Origin of the sequence: Amorphoplanes friuliensis DSM 7358, from assembly GCF_000494755.1 — a bacterium.
Classification (GTDB): domain Bacteria; phylum Actinomycetota; class Actinomycetes; order Mycobacteriales; family Micromonosporaceae; genus Actinoplanes; species Actinoplanes friuliensis.
The window spans coordinates 2,937,982-2,961,258 of sequence record NC_022657.1; the positions used below are offsets into that span (position 1 = coordinate 2,937,982).

Consider the following 23,277-nt stretch of genomic DNA (forward strand, 5'->3'; position numbering starts at 1 on the left):
GAGTCATGGCGCATGCTCCTCGCTATGAGACATTCTGTATCGCAAGAGCTGACGGTGGTGGTGCTGGGCGCCTCGGGCGCCACCGGACGGCATGTGGTGTCCACCGCCCTGAGCCGCGGGCACCAGGCGGTGGCGCTCGTCCGCCGGCCCGGGACGTTCACGCCGCAGGAGAAGCTGCTCGAAGTGACCTGGCCGGACGTCAAGGACACCGCGACCCTCACCGCCGCCCTGCCGGGCGCCGACATCGTGATCAGCACCCTGGGCGGAGCAGGCAACGGACCGACCACGGTATGCACGGACGGCATCCGATCAGCGGTCAGAGCGATGGGCGCCACCGGCGTGAACCGGCTGATCGCCCTCAGTGCTCACGGTGTGCTGGAGACCCACGACAAGTCGCTCTACTCCCGGGCCGTGTGGGCGAACGTGGCCGAGCGGATGCGCGACAAGGAGACGATGGAACCGCTGATCACCGCCTCCGGCCTGAACTGGACGATCGTGCGGCCACCGAAGCTGTCGGACCACGACGCCATCGGGAAATACACAGCCGGAACCGACCTGCCGATCCGGCTCTGGAGCTCCATCGGCCGCGCCGACCTCGCAGCTTTCCTGATCGACGAGGCCGAGACCCCTCGGTACGCGCACGCCTGCCCGCGAGTCATCCGATGAACGTCGCCGGCCCCGACCTGACGAACAAGGTGGCGGTCGTCACCGGTGCGACCGGCGGCATGGGCCAGGTCATCGCCGCGGGCCTGGCCGACGCCGGCGCGCATGTGATCACCATCGCCCGCAATCCGGCCCGCAGCGGACAGCGGGGAGAGGTCATCACCGCAGACCTGTCCCGGCGTGAGGACGTCCTGACCGCCGCGCAGACGATCGGAGACCGGCACGATCAGATCCATCTCCTGATCAACAACGCCGGCGCCCACTTTCCCGAACGCCTGATCTCGGCCGACGGCGTCGAGATGCACATCGCCCTCGACTACCTGGCTGCCTACGGCCTCATCACCCTGCTCGACGGCCCGCTGCGCCGCGGCCGGGCGCGGGTGGTGAACGTCGCCAGCGACACCCTCAACGACACCCGCCAGGTCAAACTCGCCGGCCGGCCCCGCCCGGCGACCCTCGACCTGACCGGCGTCCAGGCTCTCGCCCAGCTCAATCCCGCGGCCGGCTTCGTGCCGTTCGAGGCGTACGCGCGGGCGAAGCTCATGACCGTCACCGCCGGCTACGCCCTGGCCCAGGGTCTCGCGGCCGACGGGGTGACCGTGAACGCGCTGCATCCCGGAATCGTCGCCACCGGCATCATCGACGACCTGATTCCCGCACCGCTGCGCCCGTTCGGTGCCTTGATCCGCCGCAACCTCCTGACCCCCGCCCAGGGGGCCGGGACCGCTCTGCGCATCGCCACCGATCCTGCCCTCACCGGCGTGACGGGCCGTTACTTCAACCGCGACCTCGAAACCACCACACCACCGGTGTCCCACGACCTCGCCACCCAGCAGAGGCTCCTGGAGCTGAGCGAACTCCACTTCGCCCGCTGAACGGCGGCGGCCACCGGTGCGGGTGCACCGGTGGCCGCCGAATTCACGTTGTTACTCGGTCATGCGTCGAGACGGATCAGGGGTAGGCCACCACGTTGCGGGGGGTGGTGTTGCCGGCGGGGTTGGGGACGGAGCCGCCGGTGTCGTTGACGACGTTGGCGATGGTGCCGACGTCGCCGAGGGAGACGGTCAGGACGCTGCGGAGGCGGACGCCGGCGCGGTTGGGGACCTCGAAGGCCCGGTCCACGCGGACGGCGGGGTTGGCGTTGAAGAAGGCGTAGGAGCCACCACCCCAGAGCTCGTGGTCGGTTACGTTGTCGTTGACCTTGTAAGCGGCGTAGCCGTTTCCGCGAGGACCGATCCACGCGGCCTGGTTCGGCACGTCGTACGGCTTCTCGTTCTGGAAGAAGATCGTCTTGCCGCGGTTGCCGTTCCAGATCACTTCGTACTTCTGGTAGTGCTCGACGAACAGGCCGGTCGCCAGGACGTCGTCACCGTTGACGAGGAGACCGGTGTCACCGGTGTTCACCGTCCAGCCGGTGGGTGCGCCGCCGTGGTCGGCCCGCCAGGCCCAGATGTGGTCGATGATCGTGTCGTCGCTGTGCACGGCGAGGGTGGTGGTGGCCTTGCCCTGGACGCTGCTGCCGATGCGGAAGAAGACGTCCTGCAGGCTGATCGGGTTCGCGGCGTGGTCGGTGTGGACACCGGCGCGGCCGACGCTCATCAGGGTCGGGCTGTTGGTCGTGCCGGCGTCGAAGGTCAAGCCGCTGACCTTCACACCGTCGACGTCGGCGACGTTCAGGGCCTCGACACCACCGGTCGGGATCAGGGTCGGGAAGCCGATGCCGGTCACCACCGTGTTGGGGCGGGTGACCCGGATGGTCTCGTTGAGGGAGTACGTGCCGGGGGTGAAGAACAGGTTCAGGCCCTGGGCGAGCGCGGAGTTGATCCGGGCCGCGCTGTCGCTGGGCTTGGCCACGTAGAACTGCCGCATCGGGATCGACGTGCCCTGCGTGTTCGGCCAGTTGGCACCGGCGGAGTTACGGCGCAGGGCAGGCACGAAGACGCTGTACTTGCCGGCGCTGTCGACGTACAGGAAGGGCTTCTCGCGGCTCACCGGGGTGGTGGCCAGAGTGGTGTGCGGCGGGTTCGGGAACGCGTTGGCCGGGGCGCCCTGCACACCGGAGTAGACCATGTTCCAGACGCCGCCCTCCCAGCGGGCGATCTTGCTGTCGCGGGTGTACCACTGCTGCTGCGAGCCCGAGGAGACGGTGCCGTCGACCACGGAGTCGGCCAGGTAGCCACCGCTGGAGTAGCCCTGCCCGTTGTCCTGGTTCGAGGGAGCCAGGGTCAGGTTGCCCTTGATGTGCACGCGGCGCATCGGGGCGGCCTGGGAGACGGCCCACCGGTTCGTGCCGCCCTCGGGGGCGATCGACAGGTTCTCCATGCTGCGCCAGAAGTTCTGCGTCGCGTTGGACTCGTCGCCGTAGTTCCAGCCGGAGTCGACGTTGACCGCACCGTTGATCGTCACGTCGTCGGGGTTGAGACCGAGACCGGCGAGCGTGGTGTAGAAGCCGACGTTCGCCCAGACCCGCCCGTACGTGCCGGGCTTGAAGAGGAACACGTGGCGCTGCGTGCCGAACTGCGCGGTGGGGCTGCGCAGCTGCGCGTTGAACGCCGCGTCCACCGCCGACTGGATGGTCGCCGCCGACGAGGACGGGTCGAAGATCCGTACGTTGGGGCCCAGGTCCGGGGTGTCGGAGGTCGGGAGAGCCGGGCCCGTCGGGGTCACCGAGGCCGTGGGGGTCGGGCCGGCGCCGTTGGCGAAGACCTGGAACTCCCAGAGCGAGTAACCGTACGGGGTGGCCCGGGTGGTGCCGTTCATCCGCACGTACCGGCCGCTGCCGGTGACCGGCAGGGTCTGGACGCCGGCCTTACCCGTGGTGGTCGGGGTGATGTTGGTCCAGGTGGTGCCGTTCGGCGAGGTCTGGATCGTGAACGCCGAAGCGAACGCCGCCTCCCAGTTCAGCACGACCTGGCTGATCGTCTGCGTGCTGCCCAGGTCGACCTGCAACCACTGCGGGTCGGCGAACGTGCTGGACCAGCGGGTACCGGCGTCACCGTCGACCGCGGCGGACGCGGAGAACGCGGCACTCTCGACGGACGACGCGGTGGCGGGCTTGCCCTGCGAGATCGGGGCGTCCGCGGCGCTGGCGTTCGTGGCGACCGAGACGACGGTGATGCCGAGGGCTGCGGCGAGGACGCTGCTGAGCAGGACCTTCCCGCGGCGTCGGCGGTGTTGCGGCGGTGGGGACGTCAGTGTCGGGGGAGTCATGAACCTGCCTGTCGGACGGGTTGCCGTGCGTCCGTGGGGACGGACGTACGGCGGGGCGGGGAAAACCGTGCGGCACAGAACCAGAGAGCGCTCTCCGGCAATTGTTACTTCGCTGTTGCGGGCGCGTCAATATCCCGGCAACAAGGGATTGGCCGTGGGTGCGGAATCCGCCGCTTCGACCGGTTTCGCAGAGGCGCTGATCGATCAGAATGCAATAAGAATGTGAGCTAAAGCTTCCAGGAAAACCGTTATCCTGACCGCTTTGACCGGTTGACCCGATATGAGCAGAAATCCGGCGTGCAACCGGAGAGGGCTCGCTGCATCAGCCAGGTAATACATGATGGCATCAACGGTTGCGGCCCGTCAGCATCCAGCCCCATTTCAGGTGGTGGCTCCGGCCCATTCGAACAATGGACAGAATCGATTGTTCAATCGGCTCACTCACCGGTTCCAGGTCGCCCAGTCGAAGGTCAGCGACTGTTCCGCCGCGGACGGGGTGACTCGCAGGACAATCATGGCCAGCTTGCCTTCGGAGGTGCGGACGCAGATCCGATTGCCGACCGGCATCGTGTACAGGGTCTTCAAGGTGCGCGACCACTGCAGCGTGGGAGCGTCGCACGCGGAGGGTTGCACCGTTCCGGCGCCGGCATCGGCGAATTCCGCCGCGGAGGAGACCGCGGTCAGATCGCTGGTGTCACCGGAACCGCTGATGTCGGCGCCGGGGTCGTTCTGGGGCATGACGGCACCGGTGTCGAGGTCGACACCTTCCTGGTCGCCCATCGCGGTGATGGTGCCTTGCGTGGGTACCGGGCTGCTGACAACGGGCGGCGGCGGTCCGCCGTTGCTGGGGGCGGGGATCGCCGCTTTCTTCTGATCGTCATCCTGCGTCAGGCGTACCAGGGCCCAGGCGGTGACAACGGCCAACGCCAGGGTGATGACAGCGAGGCAGACCACGGCGGGGGATGCCGCCACCCGTGTCCGGCGCTGCGCTTCGTCGGAGTTGCCGGCAGAACGCGCTTGCCAGATGGTCGACCCGAGCGAAGCGACACCTGCTGACGCCCCGACGACACTGGCCACCGCGTCGGCGCCGTCCAGACCCAGCCACACCACCCCGACGATCACCGCCAGTCCCGCTACGACAACGAGGACGGTGACCAGCAGCGACTTCGTGCTCATGGCGCCATTGTCGAGATGATCTGGCAATTACCGCAGACCTGCTGTGCGACGGGCTCATGCCCGTGGTGTCAGGCCGGCTGGAGTTGCAGGGTGGCCGACCGGGGACCCTCCTGGACGAGGTGGTCGACGATGCTCGCGTACTGGCTGTACTTGCGTCGGTAGGCCGAGTCGACGGCGGGCAGGTTGGCTTCGGCGGCTTCGGTGAAGACCACATCGGTGGCCCGGCCGCCGGAGATGATCTGCCCTGTGCCGGTCGCGGTCGCACCACGGAACCAGTCGGCGGTGCGCCCGTTGGTGGATCGGATGAACACGCGGTCGCCGTCGCGAACGATCCAGATGGTCGTGGCGCGTCGCAGCGAGCCGTCCGAGCGGCGGGTGGCAACCTGCACTTCTTGAGGCGCGGCGATCTGCGCTGCTTGCTGGCCGATCCAGTCGGTCATGGTCGTGTGCTCCTTACAGGTTGTTGCGGCCTTCGGCGAACGGTCCCCAGGATTCGATCTGTACCCAGGATGTGCCCTCGCTCGTCGAGTCAACACGTCCACCTCGTGACGTGGGAGAGCCTGATGGGACAGGTACCAGCAGGGTCTCCCAGGGCCTGTCGGGGGTACTGCGAGGGGGGTCCTGACAAGGTCTGTCAGGCGGGGGAACCGGCCGCGTACGGTCGATGACATGGCCGACAAACAGCAGATCCGGGCCGATATCCGGGAGTTCCTGACCACCCGGCGGGCACGGATCACCCCCGAGCAGGCGGGGCTCCGGGTGTACGGCAACAGTCGCCGTGTCGCCGGGCTGCGCCGCGAGGAGGTCGCCACCCTGGCCGGAATCAGCGCGGAGTACTACACGCGTCTCGAACGCGGCAACGTCGCCGGGGCCTCCGACAGCGTGCTGGACGGCATCACCCAGGCGCTGCAGCTGTCCGACGACGAACGTACCCACCTGTACGACCTGGTGCGGCTCGCGAGCAGCAGCCGTCCCGCCGCCCGCCGTCGCCCGGCGCAGGTGCGGGTCCGCCCGGCCGTGCAACGGATCATGGACTCGATGGTGCTGACACCCGCGTTCGTGGTCGACTCGCGCCTGGACATCCTGGCCGCCAACGAGCTGGGCCGGGCTCTGTACGCGCCGATCCTCGCCGACACGGTCGAGCCGCCCAACCACGCCCGGTTCCTGTTCCTCGACCGTGGGGCCGGGGACTTCTGGCGCGACTGGAACCAGGCCGCCGACGATGCGGTCGCCCTGCTGCGCGGTTCGGCCGGCCGGGACCCGTACGACGAGCACCTGTCGAACCTGATCGGTCAGCTGTCGACCCGCAGCGACGACTTCCGGGTCCGCTGGGCGTCCCACGACGTCCGCGCCCACCTGACGGGCGCCAAGCGCATCCACCACCCGGAGGTCGGCGACCTCGAGCTGCCGTTCGAGTCCATGCCGCTGCCGTCCGACCCCGGCCAGAACCTGGTGGTGTACAGCGCCGAGCCCGGCTCGGCGTCGTACGCCTCGCTGCAGATCCTGGCCAGCTGGGCCGCCCGTCCCCACGAGGGGCAACCGGCCACCGAAGCTTGACCCACCGCCCCACGCTGACCAGAAGGAAGCAAGACATGACCACCGAAGTCACTGTTGTCATCGGCGCCGGTTCCATGGGCCAGGCCATCGCCCGGCGCATCGGTGTCGGTCAGATGATCCTGCTGGCCGACATCAACGAGGACAACGCCAAGGCCGCCGCGACCGCCCTGACCGGTGCCGGCTACCGGACCAGCACCGCCCGCGTCGACGTGTCCTCGCAGGACTCCGTCCGGGAGCTGGCCGACACCGCCGCCGGACTCGGCGCCGTCATGCACGTCGTGCAGACCGCCGGTCTGTCCCCGGCGCAGGCTTCCCCGGAAGCGATCATCGCCGTCGATCTGGTCGGCACCGCGCACGTCCTGGACGAGTTCGCCCGGGTCATCGCCCCCGGCGGCTCCGGCATCGTGATCTCCAGCCAGGCCGGCCACATGATCCCGGCACTGCCCGCGGATCAGAACGAGGCCCTCGCCCGTACGCCGGCCGGCGAGCTCGCCGCGCTGCCGTTCCTGCAGCCTGACACCATCACCAACTCCGGGATCGCGTACGCCGTGGCCAAGCGAGCCAACACGCTGCGCACCCAGGCCGCCGCCGTGACCTGGGGCGATCGTGGTGCCCGGGTCAACTCCCTGAGCCCCGGCATCATCATGACCCCGCTGGCCCTCGACGAGCTGAACTCCCCGGCCGGCGCCCTGTACCAAGAAATGATCAAAGCGTCGGCGTCCGGCCGGGTGGGCACCCCCGACGAGATCGGCACCGTTGCCGCGTTCCTGATGGGCCGCGACGGCTCCTTCATCACCGGCTCGGACCTGCTCATCGACGGCGGTGTCATCGCCTCCATCGCCGCCGGCCGCTTCCAGGTCCAGATGGGCTGAGGGCGCTCATCGGTGCTCCTGGCTTTGGGTGGGTGAGATGGGTGAGGTGGGTGAGGCGGCCCAGCTGGCGATCAGGTTGAGGGCGTCCTGGTCGGGCGAGGCGGGCTGCGCGCTGTAGGCGTTGAGCCGCAGTCCCTGGTCGGCGGTGAGGTCCATCGACTCGTAGCTGAGGGTCAGGTCGCCGACCAGCGGGTGGTGCAGGCGTTTGACGCCGGAGCGGTGCAGCCGGACGTCGTGGGCAGCCCACCAGGTGGGGAATCGGTCGTTGCGGGTGGACAGCTCACCGATCAGGTCGGTCAGGTCCTTGTCGTACGGGTTGCGCCCGGCCTCGCCCCGCAGCAGCGCCACCACGTCCTCGGCCAGTTGTTCCCAGTCGCGGTAGAAGTCCTGGGAGGCGGGGTCGAGGAAGATGAAGCGGGCCAGGTTGGGCCGGCCGGCGGTGGTGCGGAAGACGGGCGCGAACACCGCACGGGCGAGGTTGTTGGCGCCGAGGATGTCGAGGCGGCCGTTGCGGACGTAGGAGGGTGCGCTGGTCATCGCGTCGAGCAGCTGTTGCACGGCCGGCCTCAGGGAGGCGGTCGTGCGGCGCCGGGTGGCGCGGGCGCGCGGGCCCGCGTTGGCCTGGCGGGCGAGGTCGTAGAGGTGGTCGCGTTCGGCCTCGTCGAGGTGCAGCGCCCGGACCAGGGCCTCGAGGACGTTGTCGGACACGCCGGAGAGGTTGCCGCGTTCCAGCCGGGTGTAGTAGTCGACGCTGACCCCGGCGAGCATGGCGGCTTCCTCGCGGCGCAGCCCGGGCACACGACGGCTGGTGCCGTAGGAGGGCAGCCCGGCCTGCGCGGGAGTGATGCGGGCCCGGCGGGTGGTGAGGAAGTCGCGGGTCTCGGCGCGGTGGTCCATACCTCGACGGTAGTTGGGCCGGCGCCGTATCGGTGACCTGTGCTCGAGCCCGCATACCGTCATCGTCGGCGGGTACGCCGGGGCATCGACGGTGACGGAGGTGCAGGTGCTCGGCCTGATCGTGGTGGTGGTGCTCGGGGCGGTGTTGCTGGCCGGCGCCGCGCTGAGCCGCCGGCTGCACGTCGCGCCGCCGGTGCTGTTGCTGTTCTGCGGGGTCGCGCTCGGCTTCGTGCCGGCGCTGCGGGCCGTCCAGCTGCCGCCGGAGATGGTGCTGCTGCTGTTCCTGCCCGTGCTGCTCTACTGGGAGAGCCTGACCACCTCACCGCGGGAGATCCGCAGCAACCTGCGCACGATCACCCTCAACAGCACCGTCCTGGTCCTTCTCACCGCGGCCGCCGTGGCCACCTGCGCGCATGCGCTCGGCCTCGGCTGGGGTCCGGCGTGGGTGCTCGGCGCCGCGGTCGCCCCCACCGACGCCACGGCCGTCGGCGTTCTTGCCCGGTCGCTGCCACGCCGCACCGTCACCGTGTTGCGCGCCGAGAGCCTGGTCAACGACGGTACGGCCCTGGTGCTCTACGGCCTGGCCGTGGGCATCACGGTCGGTGAGGAACACCTCGGTGTCGGCCACGTCGGCTGGTTGCTGCTCCTTGCGTACGGCGGAGGCGTGCTCGCCGGCATCATCGTCGCCTGGCTCGGTGTGCAGGTCCGCAAGCGTGTCGAGGATCCGCTGCAGGAGAGCGTCGCCGTCCTGCTGCTGCCGTTCACCGCCTACCTGCTCGCCGAAGCGGTGCACGCCTCCGGTGTCCTCGCCGTCGTCTGCTGCGGCCTGATCATGAGCCAGGCAGGGCCGCGGGTCGGACGCGCCGCCACCCGCGCTCAGACGACCCCGTTCTTCACCCTCGCGACCTACCTGCTCAACGGTGCGCTGTTCGTCCTCGTCGGTCTCCAGGTGCAAGCGGCGGTACGCGGCCTGTCCAGCGTCAACCTCACCCGTGGCCTGGTCACCGTCGCCGCTGTGTCGGCCACCGTCATCGCCGCCCGGTTCGTGTGGCTGTTCACCACCCCGTACCTGATCCGGGTCCTGGACCGCCGCCCGCAGCAGCGGGCCCGCCGGGTCGGCGCCCGCGTCCGGGTGGTCAACGGCGTCGCCGGCTTCCGCGGCGCGGTGTCGCTGGCCGCGGCGCTCGCCGTCCCGCACGCCGTGGCCTCCGGGCAGCCGTTCCCCGCCCGGGATCTGATCATCTTCGTCACGACCGGCGTCATCATCGCCACGCTGGTGATCCCGGCGCTGATCATGCCCGCTGTGGTGCGCTGGGCCCGGCTGCCGGCCGACGACGCGGTCGCGCAGGAGCAGCACCTGGCGGAGACCACCGCCGTCGAGGCGGTGCTGTCCGAGCTGCCGAAACTCGCCGCCGAGGAGGGGATCGACGACGAGATCCAAGCTCGTGTACGCCACGAGTACGAGAAACGCCTCCGCCTGCTGCGAGCCGGCGACAGTGACAACGACGACGAACCGGCGGTGCGCTACGACCAGCAGTACACGGCCTTGCGTACCGCCGCGCTCACGATCAAGCGCGACGCTGTCCTGCAGTTGCGCGACCAGGCCCGCATCGACGACACCGTCCTGCGCCGCCTCCAGGCCCGCCTCGACCTCGAAGAACTGAGGCTGACCCGCCGCGTCACCGTGGAATGAGCCGCCTAATCCGCAGCGCGGTGCCGCCCACCGGTGCTCGGCTCGGCGGCTTCCTCCACACCAGCAGGCTCGCCGCCGGAGTCCTTGTCGATCCATCCGGACGGGTCGGCGGACACCTCGGTCCGCAGATCCGTGAGCCAATGTTCCAGTTCGTCGCTCGGCCGGCCTGGGCCGACAGGCTCACTGGTCGGGTCGGTGTCCCCGTTGGCGCTCATAACAGCGCACGCTCCGATCGGTCGGGTGCGGTCAGCGCGAGAGTAGCGGGCGGGTGCGAGACCGGGGCCCGCCCGCTTTAGCCGCGCCGGGCACGGGCGGCGGCGACCATCTCGCCGCGTTCCGAGGACGGGAAGCGGTCGAGCATCGCTCTGACCTCGGCCGCGTCGGCGTTGGCGCCGAACAGTTCGGTGCCGGGTTCCATGCGTACGCCCTCGGCGAGGTCTCCGGCCGGGACCGGGTCGAAGCCCAGCGCGTCGACGAGGGCGGCCGCCGTGGCCAGGTCCTCGGCGTGGTCCCCGGCGATCGCGATCGCCTTGCGCCCGGGCGCACCCGAGGGGCTCGCCCCGGCCTCGAGGTCGTGGTAGCCCATGTGGTTGAACGCCTTGACCACCCGCGACTCCGCCAGGAACTCCTGCACGATCTCGCTGGAGGTCGTCCGCGGATCGCGCAGGTCGTCGCGGTCGCCGTCGACCTCCCACCAGTAGTTCATGGCGTCGAGGACAAGCTTCCCCCGCAGTGCGTCCGCCGGGATGGTCCGGTACTTGCCCAGCGGCAGCGCCAGGATGACGATGTCGGCTCGTGCGGCGGCCTCGCCCGCGGTCACGGCCGTGGCTCCCGGCGCGAGGACGGACACGATGAGGTCGATCTTGGCGGGATCACCGGAGCCGGCCACGAGCACGTCGTAGCCGGCGGCGACGGCAAGGCGGGCCAGAACGGTCCCGACCTTGCCGGCGCCGAGGATGCCGAGCGTGGTCACCGGTCGGCCGCCACGAGATCGCGGACCATGGGGACGACCTTGCCGCCGAACAGCTCGACGGCCCTGGTCCGGGCGCTGACCAGCTGCGGCCCGGCGGTGTAGATCAGGTCGAAGCGACCCACGTCGAGCGCCTTCGCGGCCTTGGCGATCTTGCGGGCCACCGTCTCGGGCGAGCCGACGTACAGCGAGCCCTGTGCCACCTCGGCGTCGTAGTCCCGGCGGCGCAGCGGCGGCCAGCCCCGCAGGGCTCCGATCCGGTCCATCTGCTCCTTGTACGCCGGGAAGTGCAGGTTCTTGGCCTCGTCGTCGGTGTCGGCGACAAAACCGGGCGAGTGCATGCCGACCGGATGCGCAACCGTGCCGAGCTGATCGGCGGCCCGCCGGTACAGGTCGACGTAAGGCGCAAAACGGGCCGGGTCGCCGCCGATGATGGCGAGCATGAGCGGCAGTCCGTACCGGGCGGTGCGCACGACCGACTGCGGGGAGCCGCCCACGCCGATCCAGGTGTCGAGGCGCCCGGACTCGGTCTTGGGGAACACGTCGGCGTTCTCGAGGGCGGGGCGCTTGGTGCCCGTCCAGGTGACCGGCTGCTCGTCGAGGAGCTTGACGAACAGTTCAACCTTCTCCTCGAACAGCTCGTCGTAGTCACCGAGGTCGTAGCCGAACAGCGGGAACGACTCGGTGAACGACCCGCGGCCGAGGATCACCTGGGCGCGGCCGGAGGAGATGGCGTCGACCGTCGCGAAGCGCTGGAAGACCCGCACCGGGTCGTCGGAGCTGAGCACGGTGACGCCGGAGGCCAGCTTGATGCGGCTGGTCTGCGCGGCGATCGCAGCGAGGACGGTCTCCGGCGTGGAGATCGAGTATTCGGGCCGGTGATGCTCGCCGAGGGCGATCACGTCGACCCCGAGGTCGTCGGCGAGCACCGCCTCGGTGATCACCTGGCGGATCGCCGCGGCGTGCGACAACGGCGTGCCGTCGTCGTCGACCGGCACGTCGCCGAAGGTGTCGAGGCCCAGTTCGAGCGAGGTCATGACCCTGCCTTCCATTATTTGACTCGTCAACCATGATGCCATTTGCTTGACCCGTCAAACAAACGCCTCCTGCCGGTTATGCCCGGCCGGTGAGGGCGCCGGTCAGCGGTGCTGGTCGGGGCCGTGCACCCCGAGGTGGGTGATGGCGAAGCTGTGGTCGTACTTGAGGCCGTATTTCATGACGCGGTCCACGCCGATGTGCAGCAGGCCGATGGCGCCGGCGACGATCAGGGCGTTGCGGTCCCAGACGGATCCGGCGATCAGCAGGGCCAGGGGCAGCGGCGCGGAGTGCAGCAGGTTGTAGAACCAGGCGCCGGTCCGGGGCCCGGCCAGGTAGGCGAACCAGGACAGGTCGGGGACGAGGAACAGGGCCGGGACCAGCCACCACGGTTCTCCGGTGGTGGCAAAAACGGCGATGGCGGTCACCGCGACGGCGAGGGCCTCGACGCGCAGCCAGATCGCGGGCCGGCCGGTGACGATGCCGTGAGGGGAGGGCTGGTTCAAGGTTTCTCCCGCTGTAGAGTGAACTCAGGTCCAGTCGTGGACTCAAGTCCATAATTGGATCCGAGTACAGCACACGAGACGTTTCGACGGAAGAGATCATTCGGTGACAGCGCCCACCCCGGACCGCCGTGCTCGCCAGCGGGAGCGACGTCGTGCCGAGCTCTACGACGTCGCCCTCGAGCTGTTCGTGGAGAAGACGTACGAGGGAACGACGATGGAGGACATCGCCGACCGCGCCGACGTCGCACGGGCCACGGTGTTCAACCACTTCCCGCGCAAGGCCGCCTTCCTCGCCGAATGGGCCTCGCGGCGTCGCGGGAAGGCGCTCGAGGCTGCTTACGCGGGCGGCCCGGAGTCGTCGGCACGGGACGTCCTCGTGCGCTATTTCACCGAGATGGGGTCGCTCGCCGCCGCGTCCCGGCGCGAGAGCGTCGCGGTGATCCTCGGCTCGACGGGCCTGCCCGACACCTGGCGGCGGTCACCGCTCGCGGCCGAGTTCGCCGGCATCATCGCCCGGGCCCAGCTCACGGGCGAGATCGATCCGGCCGTCAACGCCGACCGCGTCGGCCTGTTCCTGTCGTCGTCGTACTACGCCATCCTCACCGCCTGGTCGAGCGAGGAACCGGCCCCGTTCGACCTCACCGAGGAGCTCGTCGGAACGGTCGACCTCATCCTCAACGGAGTCCTGCCCCGCCCCTGACACCCGAATGAGTCGCTACCAGGTCACTCGCCGTCGGCTCGAGGCCGCGGTGGGGGCTTTGTCGCGTCCTCCTCGGCCATCGAGTCCGCAGCGGCACGCAGGGCTGCTGCGGCGGCGTCCGCCGCCGCCTGCTCGACCGGCGGGCCGGCGCCTGCCTTACGCCGCTCGGGACGTACGGCCCGCGGATCGGGATTGGCCAAATGCGCCGCAGCCTCCGTCGCGGCCTCCGCGGCGACGTCCATCACCCGCCGGACCGCCTGCCGGGAACGGTCGGTGACCAGCGGCAGGGTCTGTTCGGCGGCACCCACCACGCGCCGTGCCGCCCGCCGCGGACCCTCGGTCACCGACGGTGGGCGCCACGGCTGATCGGCCGGACGTACCGCCGCCTCGATCTCGATCCGCAGCCGGTCCACGGCGGTGAGCAGCGCGCCGTGTTGCTGCCACGCTGCGGCGTCGGCGTGCGGGTCGACCAGCAGCAGCCGGCCCAGCAACTCGCGCCGCCGGTAGAGCTCGTCCAGCTGCTCGGCGACGCGGGCGCGGGTGACCTCGAGCGGCTCATTTCCCGCGGCGACGGCGGCAACGCCGTCCAAGGCTGCGGCGGCGGCCTCGAGCACGTCGGCGAGAACCAGGCGGGCCTCCGGAGGGTAGGCCTCCGTCTCCAGCTCCGGAGGCAGATAGAAGGTCCGGTCGAAAACCTCACGGCACAGGGTACGGATGACAATGGTGCAGTATTCGATCGCCGTGAGGGCCGTGCGCAGACGCGGCTGGGCCACGCGGACCTCGCCTCCGCGGGGGTTGAGCACGGCGCTCTGCTCAGCTCGCATCAGGGAGCGGTCGGCCTCCAGCACCGAGGTGCTCAGGCCCCTGGCCGCCGTGAGCCAGTTCTCCGCGGCCTGTCGTGACCACCCGGCGCGTAGCTCCGTGACCAGCGATCGCAGGAAATCCGCCAGGCGGGTGGCCAGACCGGCAACCGCCGAGCCGGCGGTTGCCACATGGACCGGAGGCGCGACGGCGAAGTTCACCCCGATGCCGATCGCCGCGCCGATGAGCGTCTCGTACACCCGGCCCGCGGCTGCCTGCGGCGCTGCGGTCCCGCCGACCGCGAGGACGAGCATCGCGCTGATCGGTACCTCCAGGGTGTGCGGTCCCAGACGGAGGATCTGCCCGAGTACGAGGGACACGGCCACGACGGCTCCGAGGCTCCACCAACTCAGCCCGACGACGGTGGCGAGACCCACCGCCACGAGGACGCCGGCCAGCACACTCAGGACGCGCTGCAGTCCTTCGGCGACGGTCTGGTAGACGGTCAGCTGCACCACCAGGATGGCGGTCAGCGGCGCAAGGATCGGTACCGCAGTGGTGTTGAGCAGATCGGCGGCGATGTAGGACAGCACTGCGGCCAGCGTGACCTTGGCGGTGCGAATTCCGGGAATGCGGCCCCATCGGGCGAGCACAGCCGTCACGGGGTGGCGCAGGTAGGTGGCCGGCCTCATGGTTCCTCCTCGGCTGAGCCCGGTGCGGCCGGTGCAGGTCGCGCTTCTCGTGCCCGTTTAGCGTAATTCGAAGCGGGTAGCCGGATCCGAATCAGATTTGTTCCGGGGCGTGATGCATCGGACATGTCGGAGAAGGAGGACCGATGGACTTGACGGCCACGACAACCATCCGCAGACCCGCGTCGGAGGTGTACGCGTTCTGGCGCGATCTGGAGAACCTCCCGACCTTCATGGCGCACCTCGAGCAGGTCCGCACCACCGGTGACCGGACGAGTCACTGGGCCGCGGCCGCCCCGTTCGGCACCGACGTCGAGTGGGACGCGGAGATCATCGAGGAGACGCCCGGCGAGAAGATCGCCTGGCGGTCGACCGGCGACGCCGACGTGCCCAACGCGGGCACCGTCCGCTTCGTGCCCGCGCCGGACGGCGTGAGCACCGAGGTGCACGTCGTGATCGTTTACGACATCCCGGGCGGCGCGGTCGGCAAAGCCGTCGCCAAGTACTTCGGTGAGGAACCCCACCAGCAGCTCGACGACGACCTGCGCCGGCTCAAGCAGGTGCTGGAGACCGGCGAGGTGGTCCGCTCCGACGGCGCCCCGTGGGGCAAGCGGGCCCGCAAGGAATTCCCGCAGCGTCCGGCGCAGCCGCTGTCGGACGCCGAGCTCGAGAAGGGAGCGGACGCATGAGGGCGAACACCTGGTCCGGTCGCAACAAGGTCGAGGTCCGCGACGTGCCCGACCCGAAGATCCTCAACAACCGCGATGCGATCGTCCGCATCACCTCCACCGCGATCTGCGGCTCTGACCTGCACCTGGTCGACGGGTACGTACCCACCATGCAGGACGGTGACATCCTGGGCCACGAGTTCATGGGCGAGGTGATCGAGGTCGGATCCGGGGTGCCCGGGGAGAAGCTCCGGGTCGGCGACCGGGTCGTCGTGCCGTTCCCGATCGCCTGCGGCGCGTGTGCCGCCTGTGCTGCGGAGCTGTACTCCTGCTGCGAGAACACCAACCCCAACGCCGGGATCGCGGAGAAGATGTTCGGCCACCCCGTCGCCGGGATCTTCGGTTATTCGCATCTGACCGGCGGTTTTGCGGGCGGTCAGGCCCAGTACGCCCGGGTGCCGTTCGCCGACGTCGGACCCCTGAAGATCGAGTCCGACCTGACCGACGAGCAGGTGCTGTTCCTCTCCGACATCCTGCCCACCGGTTACATGGGTGCGGAGATGTGCGACATCCAGTCCAGCGACGTGGTGGCGGTGTGGGGTGCCGGCCCGGTCGGACAGTTCGCCATGGACAGCGCCCGGGTCCTCGGTGCCGCCAAGGTCATCGCCATCGACAAGGAGCCGTACCGGCTGCAGATGGCCGAGCGCGCCGGTCACATCCCGGTGAACTTCGACGAGGTCGACGTCCGGTCGACGCTGCTGGAACTGACCGGCGGACGAGGCCCGGACAAGTGCATCGACGCGGTGGGGCTGGAGGCTGATCACGGCAGCGCGCACATCGCCGCGTACGACCGGGTCAAGCAGGCCGTCCGGTCGGAGACCGAACGCCCGCACGCACTGCGCCAGGCGATCATGTCCTGCCGCAGCGGCGGTGTGGTCTCGGTGATCGGCGTTTACGGCGGTCTCCTGGACAAGTTCCCGGCCGGCGCCTGGATGAACCGGTCGCTGACCCTGCGCACCGGGCAGTGCCACGTCCAGCGCTACATGAAGCCGCTACTCGAGCGCATCGAGCGCGGCGAGATCGACCCGACCCGGATCATCACCCACACGTTGGCGCTCGACGAGGCCGAACAGGGCTTCAACCTCTTCAAGAACAAGCAGGACAACTGCGAGAAGGTCGTCCTCAAGCCCTGACCACCAGCCTGTGTCCGGCCACCGCGGCAACGCGGTGGCCGGTCGTGCGCCGGCCGGTACCATGGTGACGGTGCCAGCCATCACGATGACCACCTCGGACGTGGATGAGGCTCGCACGACGCTGGGTGAGCACTTCTACTCCAACTTCCTCGAGGTCCTGTCGCCGGAGCCGTGGACAGCCGCCTTCGAGATCGCCCCCGCCGGCGTGGTCACCCTCGGAGATCTGCACTTCGGGGCCGATGTACGGATCAAGTTCGGCGAGCTCGGGGCCTACCACGTCGACATACCGCTCTCCGGTGAATTGGCGTGGCGCCAAGGCCGTGGTGACGCGATGGTGGCCACCACGGGCCGAGCGGCGGTGTTCCAGCCCGTGGGCGACACCACGCTGGAACGCTGGCACGGTGACTGCCGCCTGCTGGCGGTGAAGATCGACCGCGAAGTCCTCGAGGACGAGCTGGCCCGGATGCTGGACGAGCGCATCGGCGCACCGGTGCAGCTGGGACCCGAGCTGGAGATGTCCCGCGGGCCAGGGGCGGCCTGGCTGCGGCTCGCCCGTCTGCTTGCCGCCGACGCCACCGATGAGCACGGCCTCCTCCGGCACCCGGTCCTGGGCCGCCGGATGTACGAGAACCTGGTCGGTGGGCTGCTGCTGGCCGCCCCGCACAACTACCGGGCCGCGCTGGACAACCACCGCTCCGGACTGGCTGCCCCGCGGGCCGTACGCCGTGCCGCGGAGGCCATGCGCGCGGACGCCGCCCAGCCGTTCACGGTGGCGGATCTGGCGCAGATCGCCGGTGTCAGCCCCCGTTCTCTGCAGGACGGTTTCCAGCGCTATCTGGGCACGTCACCCATGGCCTATCTCCGTGGTCTCCGGTTGTCCCGCGCACACCAGGAACTGCGCGAGGCCGAACCCGGGCAGAGCTCGGTCGCCGAGATCGCCTACCGGTGCGGCTTTGTTCACCTGGGCCGGTTCGCGGCCGTCTACCGCCGCCGGTACGGCGTATCCCCGTCGCAGACGCTGCGCAGCTGACTCGTCCAGGTTTTGGTCCCCCGATCGGGGTAACGCCGGCGACCAGCTGCCGTAAAGGGATTCCCGTTGCGGTTTCCGGCCAGTCGATCGGTCGGAGGCGACCTAGATTGACGCGGCGGAACAACTGGACGGGGTACGGAAGTGGATATCACCACGGTGGCCACGCGCGACAGACCACGGGTGGTGCGGGTGACGGTGAGCGGCGATGTCGATGCAGGCACCGCCCCGATGCTCGACCGGGCGTTGCAGCAGGCGCTGGACCAGGGGCAGGACCGCCTGGAGATCGACCTCGCCGGAGTCACCCATTTCTCCTGCGCCGGTCTGGTCGTGCTGGTGCAGACCGCCGAGCGCTGCCGGGGCGACTTCGTGGTGGTGCGGACAGCCGCAGCGGTACGCCGGCTCCTGCGCGTCCTGGACCCGCCGCCCCTTCCTTCCGCAAGTTCCGAGGGCGTCACCGCGGAGCTGCGGTTCTAGGTCCGCCGGGGTTGATCCATCGCTGCTAGGGTCGCCGGTTACACGTGTAACCGGATCAACGACCGCGGACCGAGGCATCGATGGAGAGCATCACCAAGAACCGGCAGTCGCCGGACACGCTGCGCGCGATGATCGCGAAGGCGTACGGACCGGAGCAGGTCCCGGCCGGCGACGACTTCGCCGAGGAGCTGGGGCACGGCTGGTTCAACGTGGCCTACAAACTTCGCCTGCGTGATGCCTCCCACGTCGTGCTGAAGATCGCGCCCCCGCCACGCGTCGAGGTGATGACCTACGAGCGCGGCGCCATGGCTACGGAGCTGGCGGCGCTCGCCCTGATCCGCGAGGCCACCGCCGTACCGGTGCCTGCTGTTGACTTTGCCGATCGCAGCCATGAGTTGTGCGATGCCGACTGGTTCGTCATGGCCTTCATCGATGCGGACAACTTCGGGATCGTCCGGCCGACCCTGACCCGAGCCGAGCAGGCCGACTGCCTGGACGAGGTGACCGAGCCCCGCTTCGTGGAGTGGGACCTCTGGGACAGCAACGTCATGGTGCGGGACGGGACGATCGTCGGCATCATCGATCACGAGCGGGCCTACTACGGCGACCCGCTCATCGAGGCAGGCTTTGCCGCCACCCAGCTTCCCGCGTTCGGCGATTCGACCGCGTTCCTGCGCGGTTACGGCAAGACCGAGCTCACCTCGGGTGAGCAGATGCGCCGTCGTCTGTACTGCCTGCACCTGATCCTCATCATGATCATCGAGACCGAGTACCGGGGACACACCGACACCCAGCAGTACGACTGGGCGCGTGAACGGCTGACCGAGGCGATGGCCTTGTTCGGACGGTTCCGCTGATCGCGTCGCCGCCTGCCGGTGACCCGATCGACCACGCCGCCGCGCTCGGCACACGCCCGGTGGGGCGGTTGCTGTGGCACGCCTGCACCCAGACGACCCTGTCGGTGGGTGTCTACGGCATCTATGCGCTGACCAACGCCTGGTTCGTCGCCCGCGGTGTCGGTCCGGACGCGATGGCGGCCGTGAACCTGGTGGCCCCTGTCCTGCTGGTCCTCGGCGCGGTCACCACCACTGTCGGCATCGGTGGCGCCTCGCTGGTGTCACGCCACCTCGGCGCCGGGGATACCGCGGGGGCTGCCCGCGCCGCGGGCAACGCCTTCGCCATCTTCTGGGCCGCCGCTGTCACGGTCTGCGTCGCCGGGCTGCTCGCCATCGAGCCGTTGCTGACTCTGCTCGGAGCCCGTGGCGACATCCGAGCCGACGCCCGCGACTACGCGGTCATCATCCTTGCAGGTGCGCTCGTCTCGACCGGCTTCTCCAGCCTCGTCCGCGCCGAGGGCCGCATGCGGTTCTCGACACTGCTGTGGGTCGTCCCCGTCGTCGTTCAGATCACGCTCGACCCTCTGCTGATCTTTGGCTTCGACCTGGGTGTCCGCGGCGCGGCTCTCGGCACCGTCGGCGGCCAGTCCGTGTCCGCCGCCATGAGCATCTGGTTCTTCTTCCTGCAGCGCCGCCGGCCCTACCGCATCACCAGGACCGACCTGATCCCGTACGGGCACACTGTCCGCGCCCTGCTCAGCGTCGGAGCACCGTCGTTCCTGGCCGGATCGGGTGCGACGTTGCTGGCTCTGCTCGTGAACAACACTCTGGTCCACGCGGGTGGGGCGGTCGCTCTCGCCGCGTACGCGGTCTGCTCCCGCATCCGGACGTTCGTCTCGATGCCGCAGCTGGGCATCAGCCAGGGCCTGCAGCCGATCGTCGGCTACAACGCGGGCCGGCGCCTGTTCGATCGTGTCCGGCGTGCCGAGACGCTGTCGCTGCGCGCGACCCTCACCTACGGCGTCCTCACCACAACCGCTGTTGTCCTGTTCGCCGGACCTCTTGTCGGCATCTTCCTCGAGGAAGGCCCCACGGCGGCGGCCGCCCGAGAGGCCCTGCGCATCCTCGCGATCGGTCTCGCCGTGGCCGGTGTCGCGCCTCTCGTCTCGGCCTGTTTTCAGTCGCTGGGCCGGGCCACCCCGTCGTACGTGATCTCGATCGGCACCTTGGTTGTCGTCAAGGCACCACTCGTGCTGCTGCTGAGCCCGGCCGGAACAACTGCTGTGTGGATCGCGCTCGCGGCCGGCGACATCATTTCCGCCCTGATCGCGATCGTTATCCTCCGACGCCTCCGGCCCCGCGGTTCTGACTGAGGAAAGCCGCAGACTGTTATCGACCATCGCAGTTCAGACCGGTCAACCACAACCGTACGGTCCGTTACGATGCGTCGATGACGAACGAGCCGCCGACGATGAGCCGGCGTGAGCGGTTGCGGGCGCAGACCTTCCAGGAGATCGAGGACGAGTCGTTCGCGATCATCGACGAGGAGGGTGTGCACGCGCTGTCGATCGCGGCCCTGGCCCGGAGCATGGCGATGTCCGCACCGGCGGTGTACCGCTATTTCCCGTCACGCGAGGCTCTGGTGGCGCACCTCGTGACACGGGCCTACGAGCAGCTCGTGACCGCGATGAACCAGGCGGTGGAAGGCGGCAGGCGCACACCACGCACGCGGGTGCGGCTGCTCGTCGCCGCGTACAGGGACTGGGCTCTGCAAAACCGGCGCCGCTACGGGATGCTGTTCGGTCAGCAGGCCGGGCTGGGATCCGGGGACGTCAGCGCCCGGACACCGCTGGACCAGGCGATGGCTCAGCTTGTCGATCTGCTGACAGCCCTGCCGGGCGCGACCCCGGGCGCGACCGCGACCAGCGGCGACCGCACGCTCGACGGGCAGCTGAAGGTCTGGGCCCGCACACAGCAACGACCCGGGACGTCCCCGCGCACCGCCCGTGCCGCCATCGTCATCTGGACGCGTATGCACGGCATCGTGAGTCTCGAACTCACCGGGATCTTCGACAACCAGTCGATCGAGGTCCAGCGGCTGATCGACCTCGAGATCGACAACGCCGTTCAGCTGCTCGCCTCCGCCGACTCCTGACCGGCGTTCCCCCTCGACGTCCCGCGGCCCGGGACGCTCTTCGGCGTACCCGAACGCCTCTTGACGCTGGTGTCGGGCCGATGGATAGTTACGACCCATAACAAAGTGATGGATCGTAAAATTCTGAGGGAGTCGTCATGATGGAGATGGACACCGCCAAGTCCACCCCCTCTCGTATCGTCGGGCCTGCCCTGATCGCCGCGGTCCTCGTCAACCTGATCGCCGAAGCGGTCGTCGCCGCGGCGTGGGACCGGCGTCCCTACAGCTACGTCGAGGACTACGTCAATTTCCTCGGCAATCCGTTCGTCGGCGACTTCGAGGGCTTTCTCATCTCGTCACCGCTGTGGTGGCTGATGAGCATCGCCTGGATCGTTTCCGGAACGCTCGTCGCCGCCGCGAGCGTCGCCCTCAGCCGGCGGCTCACCGGCTGGAGGAAACGGACGATCGCCGGCCTGGGCCTCGCGCAGGGATTCGCTCTGATCCTGTTCGCGGCGTTCCCGCTCGGCCCGGCCCGCTTCGACGACGGGACCCTGGTGCTCTATCTGATCGGTGCGTTCCTGTCGATCATCGCCGGGAACGTCCTTGCCATCGTCACGGGCCTCTCGGGCGCGGCGCTGGGGCTGCCGCGATGGCTGACGCGCACGAGCATCGCTCTCGGCGCCATCGGGCTGCTCAACATTCCCCTGACCTACGGGTGGACACCGACCGGGATCGCCGAACGCATCTCCCTCTACAGCTTCCTGCTCTGGGCCCTGATCACCGGTCTCGTCCTCCTCCGGTCCTCGACCGGCAAGGCCCGAATGCCGGTCACAGCGCCGCGCCGGTCATGAGCCCGGCGACGGCCACCGGTACGACGAGGACGGCCACGACGATGACGGCGCGGAGGCGTTGTCGTCGCACCATCTCACGGCCACCGGCCAGGATCGCCTCCAGGTTCTGCGGCGGCAGCTCGACGGTCATCGGCAGGATGGCGGTGAAATGCCGGTGCAGTTCGGCCTCCAGGTCGGCCTCGTGGCCGGGAAGCCCGGTGAGCTGACCGATGGGCATCGGGGTCTGAGGCCTGCGAAGCAGGGAGCGTTGACGCCGGCCCCAGGTGCAGGCGATTTTCTTCATACACCGTTGACGGATGCCGCCCCGTAAATGTTGCGTCGGCGATCGGCGGAAAAGGTGGCGGAAACGCTGTTCTGTTTTCGCCTTTTTGTCGTTCCCGGCCGCTGTTACGCTTCCGCACTCAACCACCAAAAAGGGATGGAATCAGAGTGCGTGCCACTGTATTGCTGGCTTTGACCGCGGCCGTCGCGTCGACCTTCTTCGTCGCCTCGTCGCCTGCCACAGCCGCTTTTTCCTCGGGGCCGGTGCGCATCACCGGCGGGACCCTGGAGGACGATTCCGCTGCCGAAAGTGGCTGGATGGCCACCATCGTCACACCGGCCAAACCGTGTTCGGCCACCCTCATCGCGCCGTCCTGGGTTCTCACCGCCGGTGAGTGTTTCTCCGGCGACGTGCCCGGCGCCGCGCCGGGGTCCGTCGCCGGGCCGGACGACGTGGTGCGGGCCGCGGGTCAGACCCGCAAGGTCACCTGGGCGAGTCACCGGGGATACCTGACGCTGGCGCGCCTGGACCGGCCCATCCAGTCCGCGTACTACCCGCCGCTGGCCCAGACGGACCCGGTCGCGGGCGCTCGCACCTACATGTACGGCGCGGGCACCGGCTGCGTGATGTGCCGCCAGGTCGGCCGGTACCGTTCGGCGCCGCTGACCGTGATCCAGAACGACTACTGGAACCTTTACTACGGCTCCACCCTTCTGTCCGCCTCACCCGTCGGCACGTTCACCCTCGGCGACTTCGGCGGGGCGCAGATGCAGGACGGCGTCCTGGCCGGGGTGCTCGTCGGCAGCGGTGAGACGCAGTACAACACCGCACCCACCAATGTCATCTCGTACAAGGTGGCCCCGGCCCGGAGCTGGATCCTGCAGACGAAGGCGGCCAACCCGCCACCCGGAACAATCGTCACCGTGCCGACCTGCCCGGTATTCGTCTGCGGCAAGTAGCGCGTTCCTTTTCACGGGGTGACGAGGGCGTACGAACGGGGTGCACCGCCCAGTACCCACGGGTGCTGACTCCCGGGATGTGCTCGGCCGAAGCTTTGTTC

The 23,277-nt window shown here is 69.3% G+C and carries 26 protein-coding genes; 15 read left to right on the plus strand and 11 right to left on the minus strand.

The window, feature by feature from the left end; translation table 11 throughout:
• Positions 1–24 precede the first annotated feature (24 nt).
• Both AFR_RS13690 and AFR_RS13695 read left to right on the plus strand, forming a co-directional pair.
• The gene (locus AFR_RS13690; RefSeq protein ID WP_158510537.1) at positions 25–666 is read left to right on the plus strand and encodes an NAD(P)-dependent oxidoreductase; all 642 of its coding nucleotides are present in this window, start codon (positions 25–27) and stop codon (positions 664–666) included.
• Entirely contained in the window at positions 663–1,538 is an 876-nt protein-coding gene (locus tag AFR_RS13695) for an SDR family NAD(P)-dependent oxidoreductase (protein WP_023361066.1), read from the plus strand. The genes AFR_RS13690 and AFR_RS13695 overlap by 4 nt, the downstream gene beginning before the upstream one ends.
• Before the next feature lie 76 nt (positions 1,539–1,614).
• Here the strand turns inward: AFR_RS13695 and AFR_RS13700 are convergent, their stop codons facing one another.
• From AFR_RS13700 to AFR_RS13710, 3 genes are all read right to left on the minus strand, one after another.
• Entirely contained in the window at positions 1,615–3,873 is a 2,259-nt protein-coding gene (locus tag AFR_RS13700) for a discoidin domain-containing protein (RefSeq protein WP_023361067.1), read from the minus strand.
• A 441-nt stretch (positions 3,874–4,314) separates the two neighbouring features.
• Complete coding sequence (locus AFR_RS13705; RefSeq protein ID WP_023361068.1) at positions 4,315–5,049, minus strand: hypothetical protein; 735 nt, start codon at positions 5,047–5,049, stop codon at positions 4,315–4,317.
• Between the two features lie 68 nt (positions 5,050–5,117).
• A complete protein-coding gene (locus AFR_RS13710; protein ID WP_023361069.1) occupies positions 5,118–5,489 on the minus strand; it encodes a DUF2255 family protein in 372 nt (123 codons plus the stop codon).
• A 229-nt stretch (positions 5,490–5,718) separates the two neighbouring features.
• Here AFR_RS13710 and AFR_RS13715 point away from each other — a divergent pair, with 229 nt between their 5' ends.
• The gene (locus AFR_RS13715; RefSeq protein WP_023361070.1) at positions 5,719–6,606 is read left to right on the plus strand and encodes a helix-turn-helix transcriptional regulator; all 888 of its coding nucleotides are present in this window, start codon (positions 5,719–5,721) and stop codon (positions 6,604–6,606) included.
• A 35-nt stretch (positions 6,607–6,641) separates the two neighbouring features.
• The gene (locus AFR_RS13720; protein WP_023361071.1) at positions 6,642–7,478 is read left to right on the plus strand and encodes an SDR family oxidoreductase; all 837 of its coding nucleotides are present in this window, start codon (positions 6,642–6,644) and stop codon (positions 7,476–7,478) included.
• Positions 7,479–7,484: 6 nt separating this feature from the next.
• On the opposite strand, the gene AFR_RS13725 is transcribed toward AFR_RS13720, so the two are convergent.
• Positions 7,485–8,375 carry a helix-turn-helix transcriptional regulator gene (locus AFR_RS13725; protein WP_023361072.1) on the minus strand — a complete coding sequence of 297 codons (891 nt, stop codon included), beginning with the start codon at positions 8,373–8,375 and terminating at the stop codon, positions 7,485–7,487.
• A gap of 91 nt (positions 8,376–8,466) precedes the next feature.
• Between AFR_RS13725 and AFR_RS13730 the strand changes: the two genes are divergently transcribed.
• Positions 8,467–10,068 carry a Na+/H+ antiporter gene (locus AFR_RS13730; RefSeq protein WP_023361073.1) on the plus strand — a complete coding sequence of 534 codons (1,602 nt, stop codon included), beginning with the start codon at positions 8,467–8,469 and terminating at the stop codon, positions 10,066–10,068.
• Positions 10,069–10,073: 5 nt separating this feature from the next.
• Here AFR_RS13730 and AFR_RS13735 read toward each other — a convergent pair whose 3' ends face one another.
• The 4 genes from AFR_RS13735 to AFR_RS13750 form a co-directional block, all read right to left on the minus strand.
• Positions 10,074–10,283 (minus strand): hypothetical protein, encoded by a 210-nt coding sequence (locus AFR_RS13735; RefSeq protein ID WP_023361074.1) that lies wholly within the window; start codon positions 10,281–10,283, stop codon positions 10,074–10,076.
• Between the two features lie 77 nt (positions 10,284–10,360).
• The gene (locus tag AFR_RS13740) at positions 10,361–11,041 is read right to left on the minus strand and encodes an NADPH-dependent F420 reductase (protein WP_023361075.1); all 681 of its coding nucleotides are present in this window, start codon (positions 11,039–11,041) and stop codon (positions 10,361–10,363) included.
• Positions 11,038–12,075 (minus strand): LLM class flavin-dependent oxidoreductase, encoded by a 1,038-nt coding sequence (locus AFR_RS13745; protein WP_041840842.1) that lies wholly within the window; start codon positions 12,073–12,075, stop codon positions 11,038–11,040. The genes AFR_RS13740 and AFR_RS13745 overlap by 4 nt, the downstream gene beginning before the upstream one ends.
• A 102-nt stretch (positions 12,076–12,177) precedes the next feature.
• Complete coding sequence (locus AFR_RS13750; RefSeq protein ID WP_023361077.1) at positions 12,178–12,579, minus strand: DUF4260 domain-containing protein; 402 nt, start codon at positions 12,577–12,579, stop codon at positions 12,178–12,180.
• A gap of 103 nt (positions 12,580–12,682) precedes the next feature.
• On the opposite strand from AFR_RS13750, the gene AFR_RS13755 reads away from it, so the two are divergent.
• Positions 12,683–13,279, plus strand: a complete 597-nt coding sequence (locus AFR_RS13755; RefSeq protein WP_023361078.1) for a TetR/AcrR family transcriptional regulator — start codon at positions 12,683–12,685, stop codon at positions 13,277–13,279.
• A gap of 23 nt (positions 13,280–13,302) precedes the next feature.
• Here AFR_RS13755 and AFR_RS13760 read toward each other — a convergent pair whose 3' ends face one another.
• Complete coding sequence (locus tag AFR_RS13760) at positions 13,303–14,772, minus strand: FUSC family protein (RefSeq protein WP_023361079.1); 1,470 nt, start codon at positions 14,770–14,772, stop codon at positions 13,303–13,305.
• A gap of 143 nt (positions 14,773–14,915) precedes the next feature.
• Between AFR_RS13760 and AFR_RS13765 the strand changes: the two genes are divergently transcribed.
• The 8 genes from AFR_RS13765 (at position 14,916) to AFR_RS13800 (ending at position 21,955) form a co-directional block, all read left to right on the plus strand.
• Entirely contained in the window at positions 14,916–15,458 is a 543-nt protein-coding gene (locus AFR_RS13765) for an SRPBCC family protein (RefSeq protein ID WP_023361080.1), read from the plus strand.
• Positions 15,455–16,630, plus strand: a complete 1,176-nt coding sequence (locus AFR_RS13770) for a zinc-dependent alcohol dehydrogenase (RefSeq protein ID WP_023361081.1) — start codon at positions 15,455–15,457, stop codon at positions 16,628–16,630. Before AFR_RS13765 ends, AFR_RS13770 begins: the two co-directional genes overlap by 4 nt.
• 70 nt (positions 16,631–16,700) lie before the next feature.
• On the plus strand, positions 16,701–17,660 hold the full coding sequence (locus AFR_RS13775) for a helix-turn-helix transcriptional regulator (protein ID WP_238547275.1): 960 nt from the start codon (positions 16,701–16,703) through the stop codon (positions 17,658–17,660).
• 141 nt (positions 17,661–17,801) lie between these two features.
• Positions 17,802–18,134, plus strand: coding sequence for an STAS domain-containing protein (locus AFR_RS43575; protein WP_084298012.1), 333 nt, complete (start codon positions 17,802–17,804; stop codon positions 18,132–18,134).
• Positions 18,135–18,214: 80 nt separating this feature from the next.
• Positions 18,215–18,991 (plus strand): phosphotransferase family protein, encoded by a 777-nt coding sequence (locus AFR_RS13785; protein ID WP_023361084.1) that lies wholly within the window; start codon positions 18,215–18,217, stop codon positions 18,989–18,991.
• A 59-nt stretch (positions 18,992–19,050) separates the two neighbouring features.
• A complete protein-coding gene (locus AFR_RS13790; protein WP_202963996.1) occupies positions 19,051–20,343 on the plus strand; it encodes an MATE family efflux transporter in 1,293 nt (430 codons plus the stop codon).
• Positions 20,344–20,420: 77 nt separating this feature from the next.
• Entirely contained in the window at positions 20,421–21,125 is a 705-nt protein-coding gene (locus AFR_RS13795; RefSeq protein ID WP_023361086.1) for a TetR/AcrR family transcriptional regulator, read from the plus strand.
• Positions 21,126–21,262: 137 nt separating this feature from the next.
• Positions 21,263–21,955: a DUF998 domain-containing protein gene (locus AFR_RS13800; protein WP_023361087.1), complete on the plus strand. Its 693-nt coding sequence runs from the start codon at positions 21,263–21,265 to the stop codon at positions 21,953–21,955.
• Here the strand turns inward: AFR_RS13800 and AFR_RS13805 are convergent.
• Positions 21,933–22,172 carry a hypothetical protein gene (locus AFR_RS13805; protein WP_023361088.1) on the minus strand — a complete coding sequence of 80 codons (240 nt, stop codon included), beginning with the start codon at positions 22,170–22,172 and terminating at the stop codon, positions 21,933–21,935. The genes AFR_RS13800 and AFR_RS13805 overlap by 23 nt on opposite strands.
• A 184-nt stretch (positions 22,173–22,356) precedes the next feature.
• Positions 22,357–22,491: a hypothetical protein gene (locus AFR_RS48375; protein ID WP_274519512.1), complete on the minus strand. Its 135-nt coding sequence runs from the start codon at positions 22,489–22,491 to the stop codon at positions 22,357–22,359.
• Positions 22,492–22,534: 43 nt separating this feature from the next.
• Here AFR_RS48375 and AFR_RS13810 point away from each other — a divergent pair, with 43 nt between their 5' ends.
• A complete protein-coding gene (locus AFR_RS13810) occupies positions 22,535–23,176 on the plus strand; it encodes a trypsin-like serine protease (protein WP_148307954.1) in 642 nt (213 codons plus the stop codon).
• Positions 23,177–23,277 lie beyond the last annotated feature (101 nt).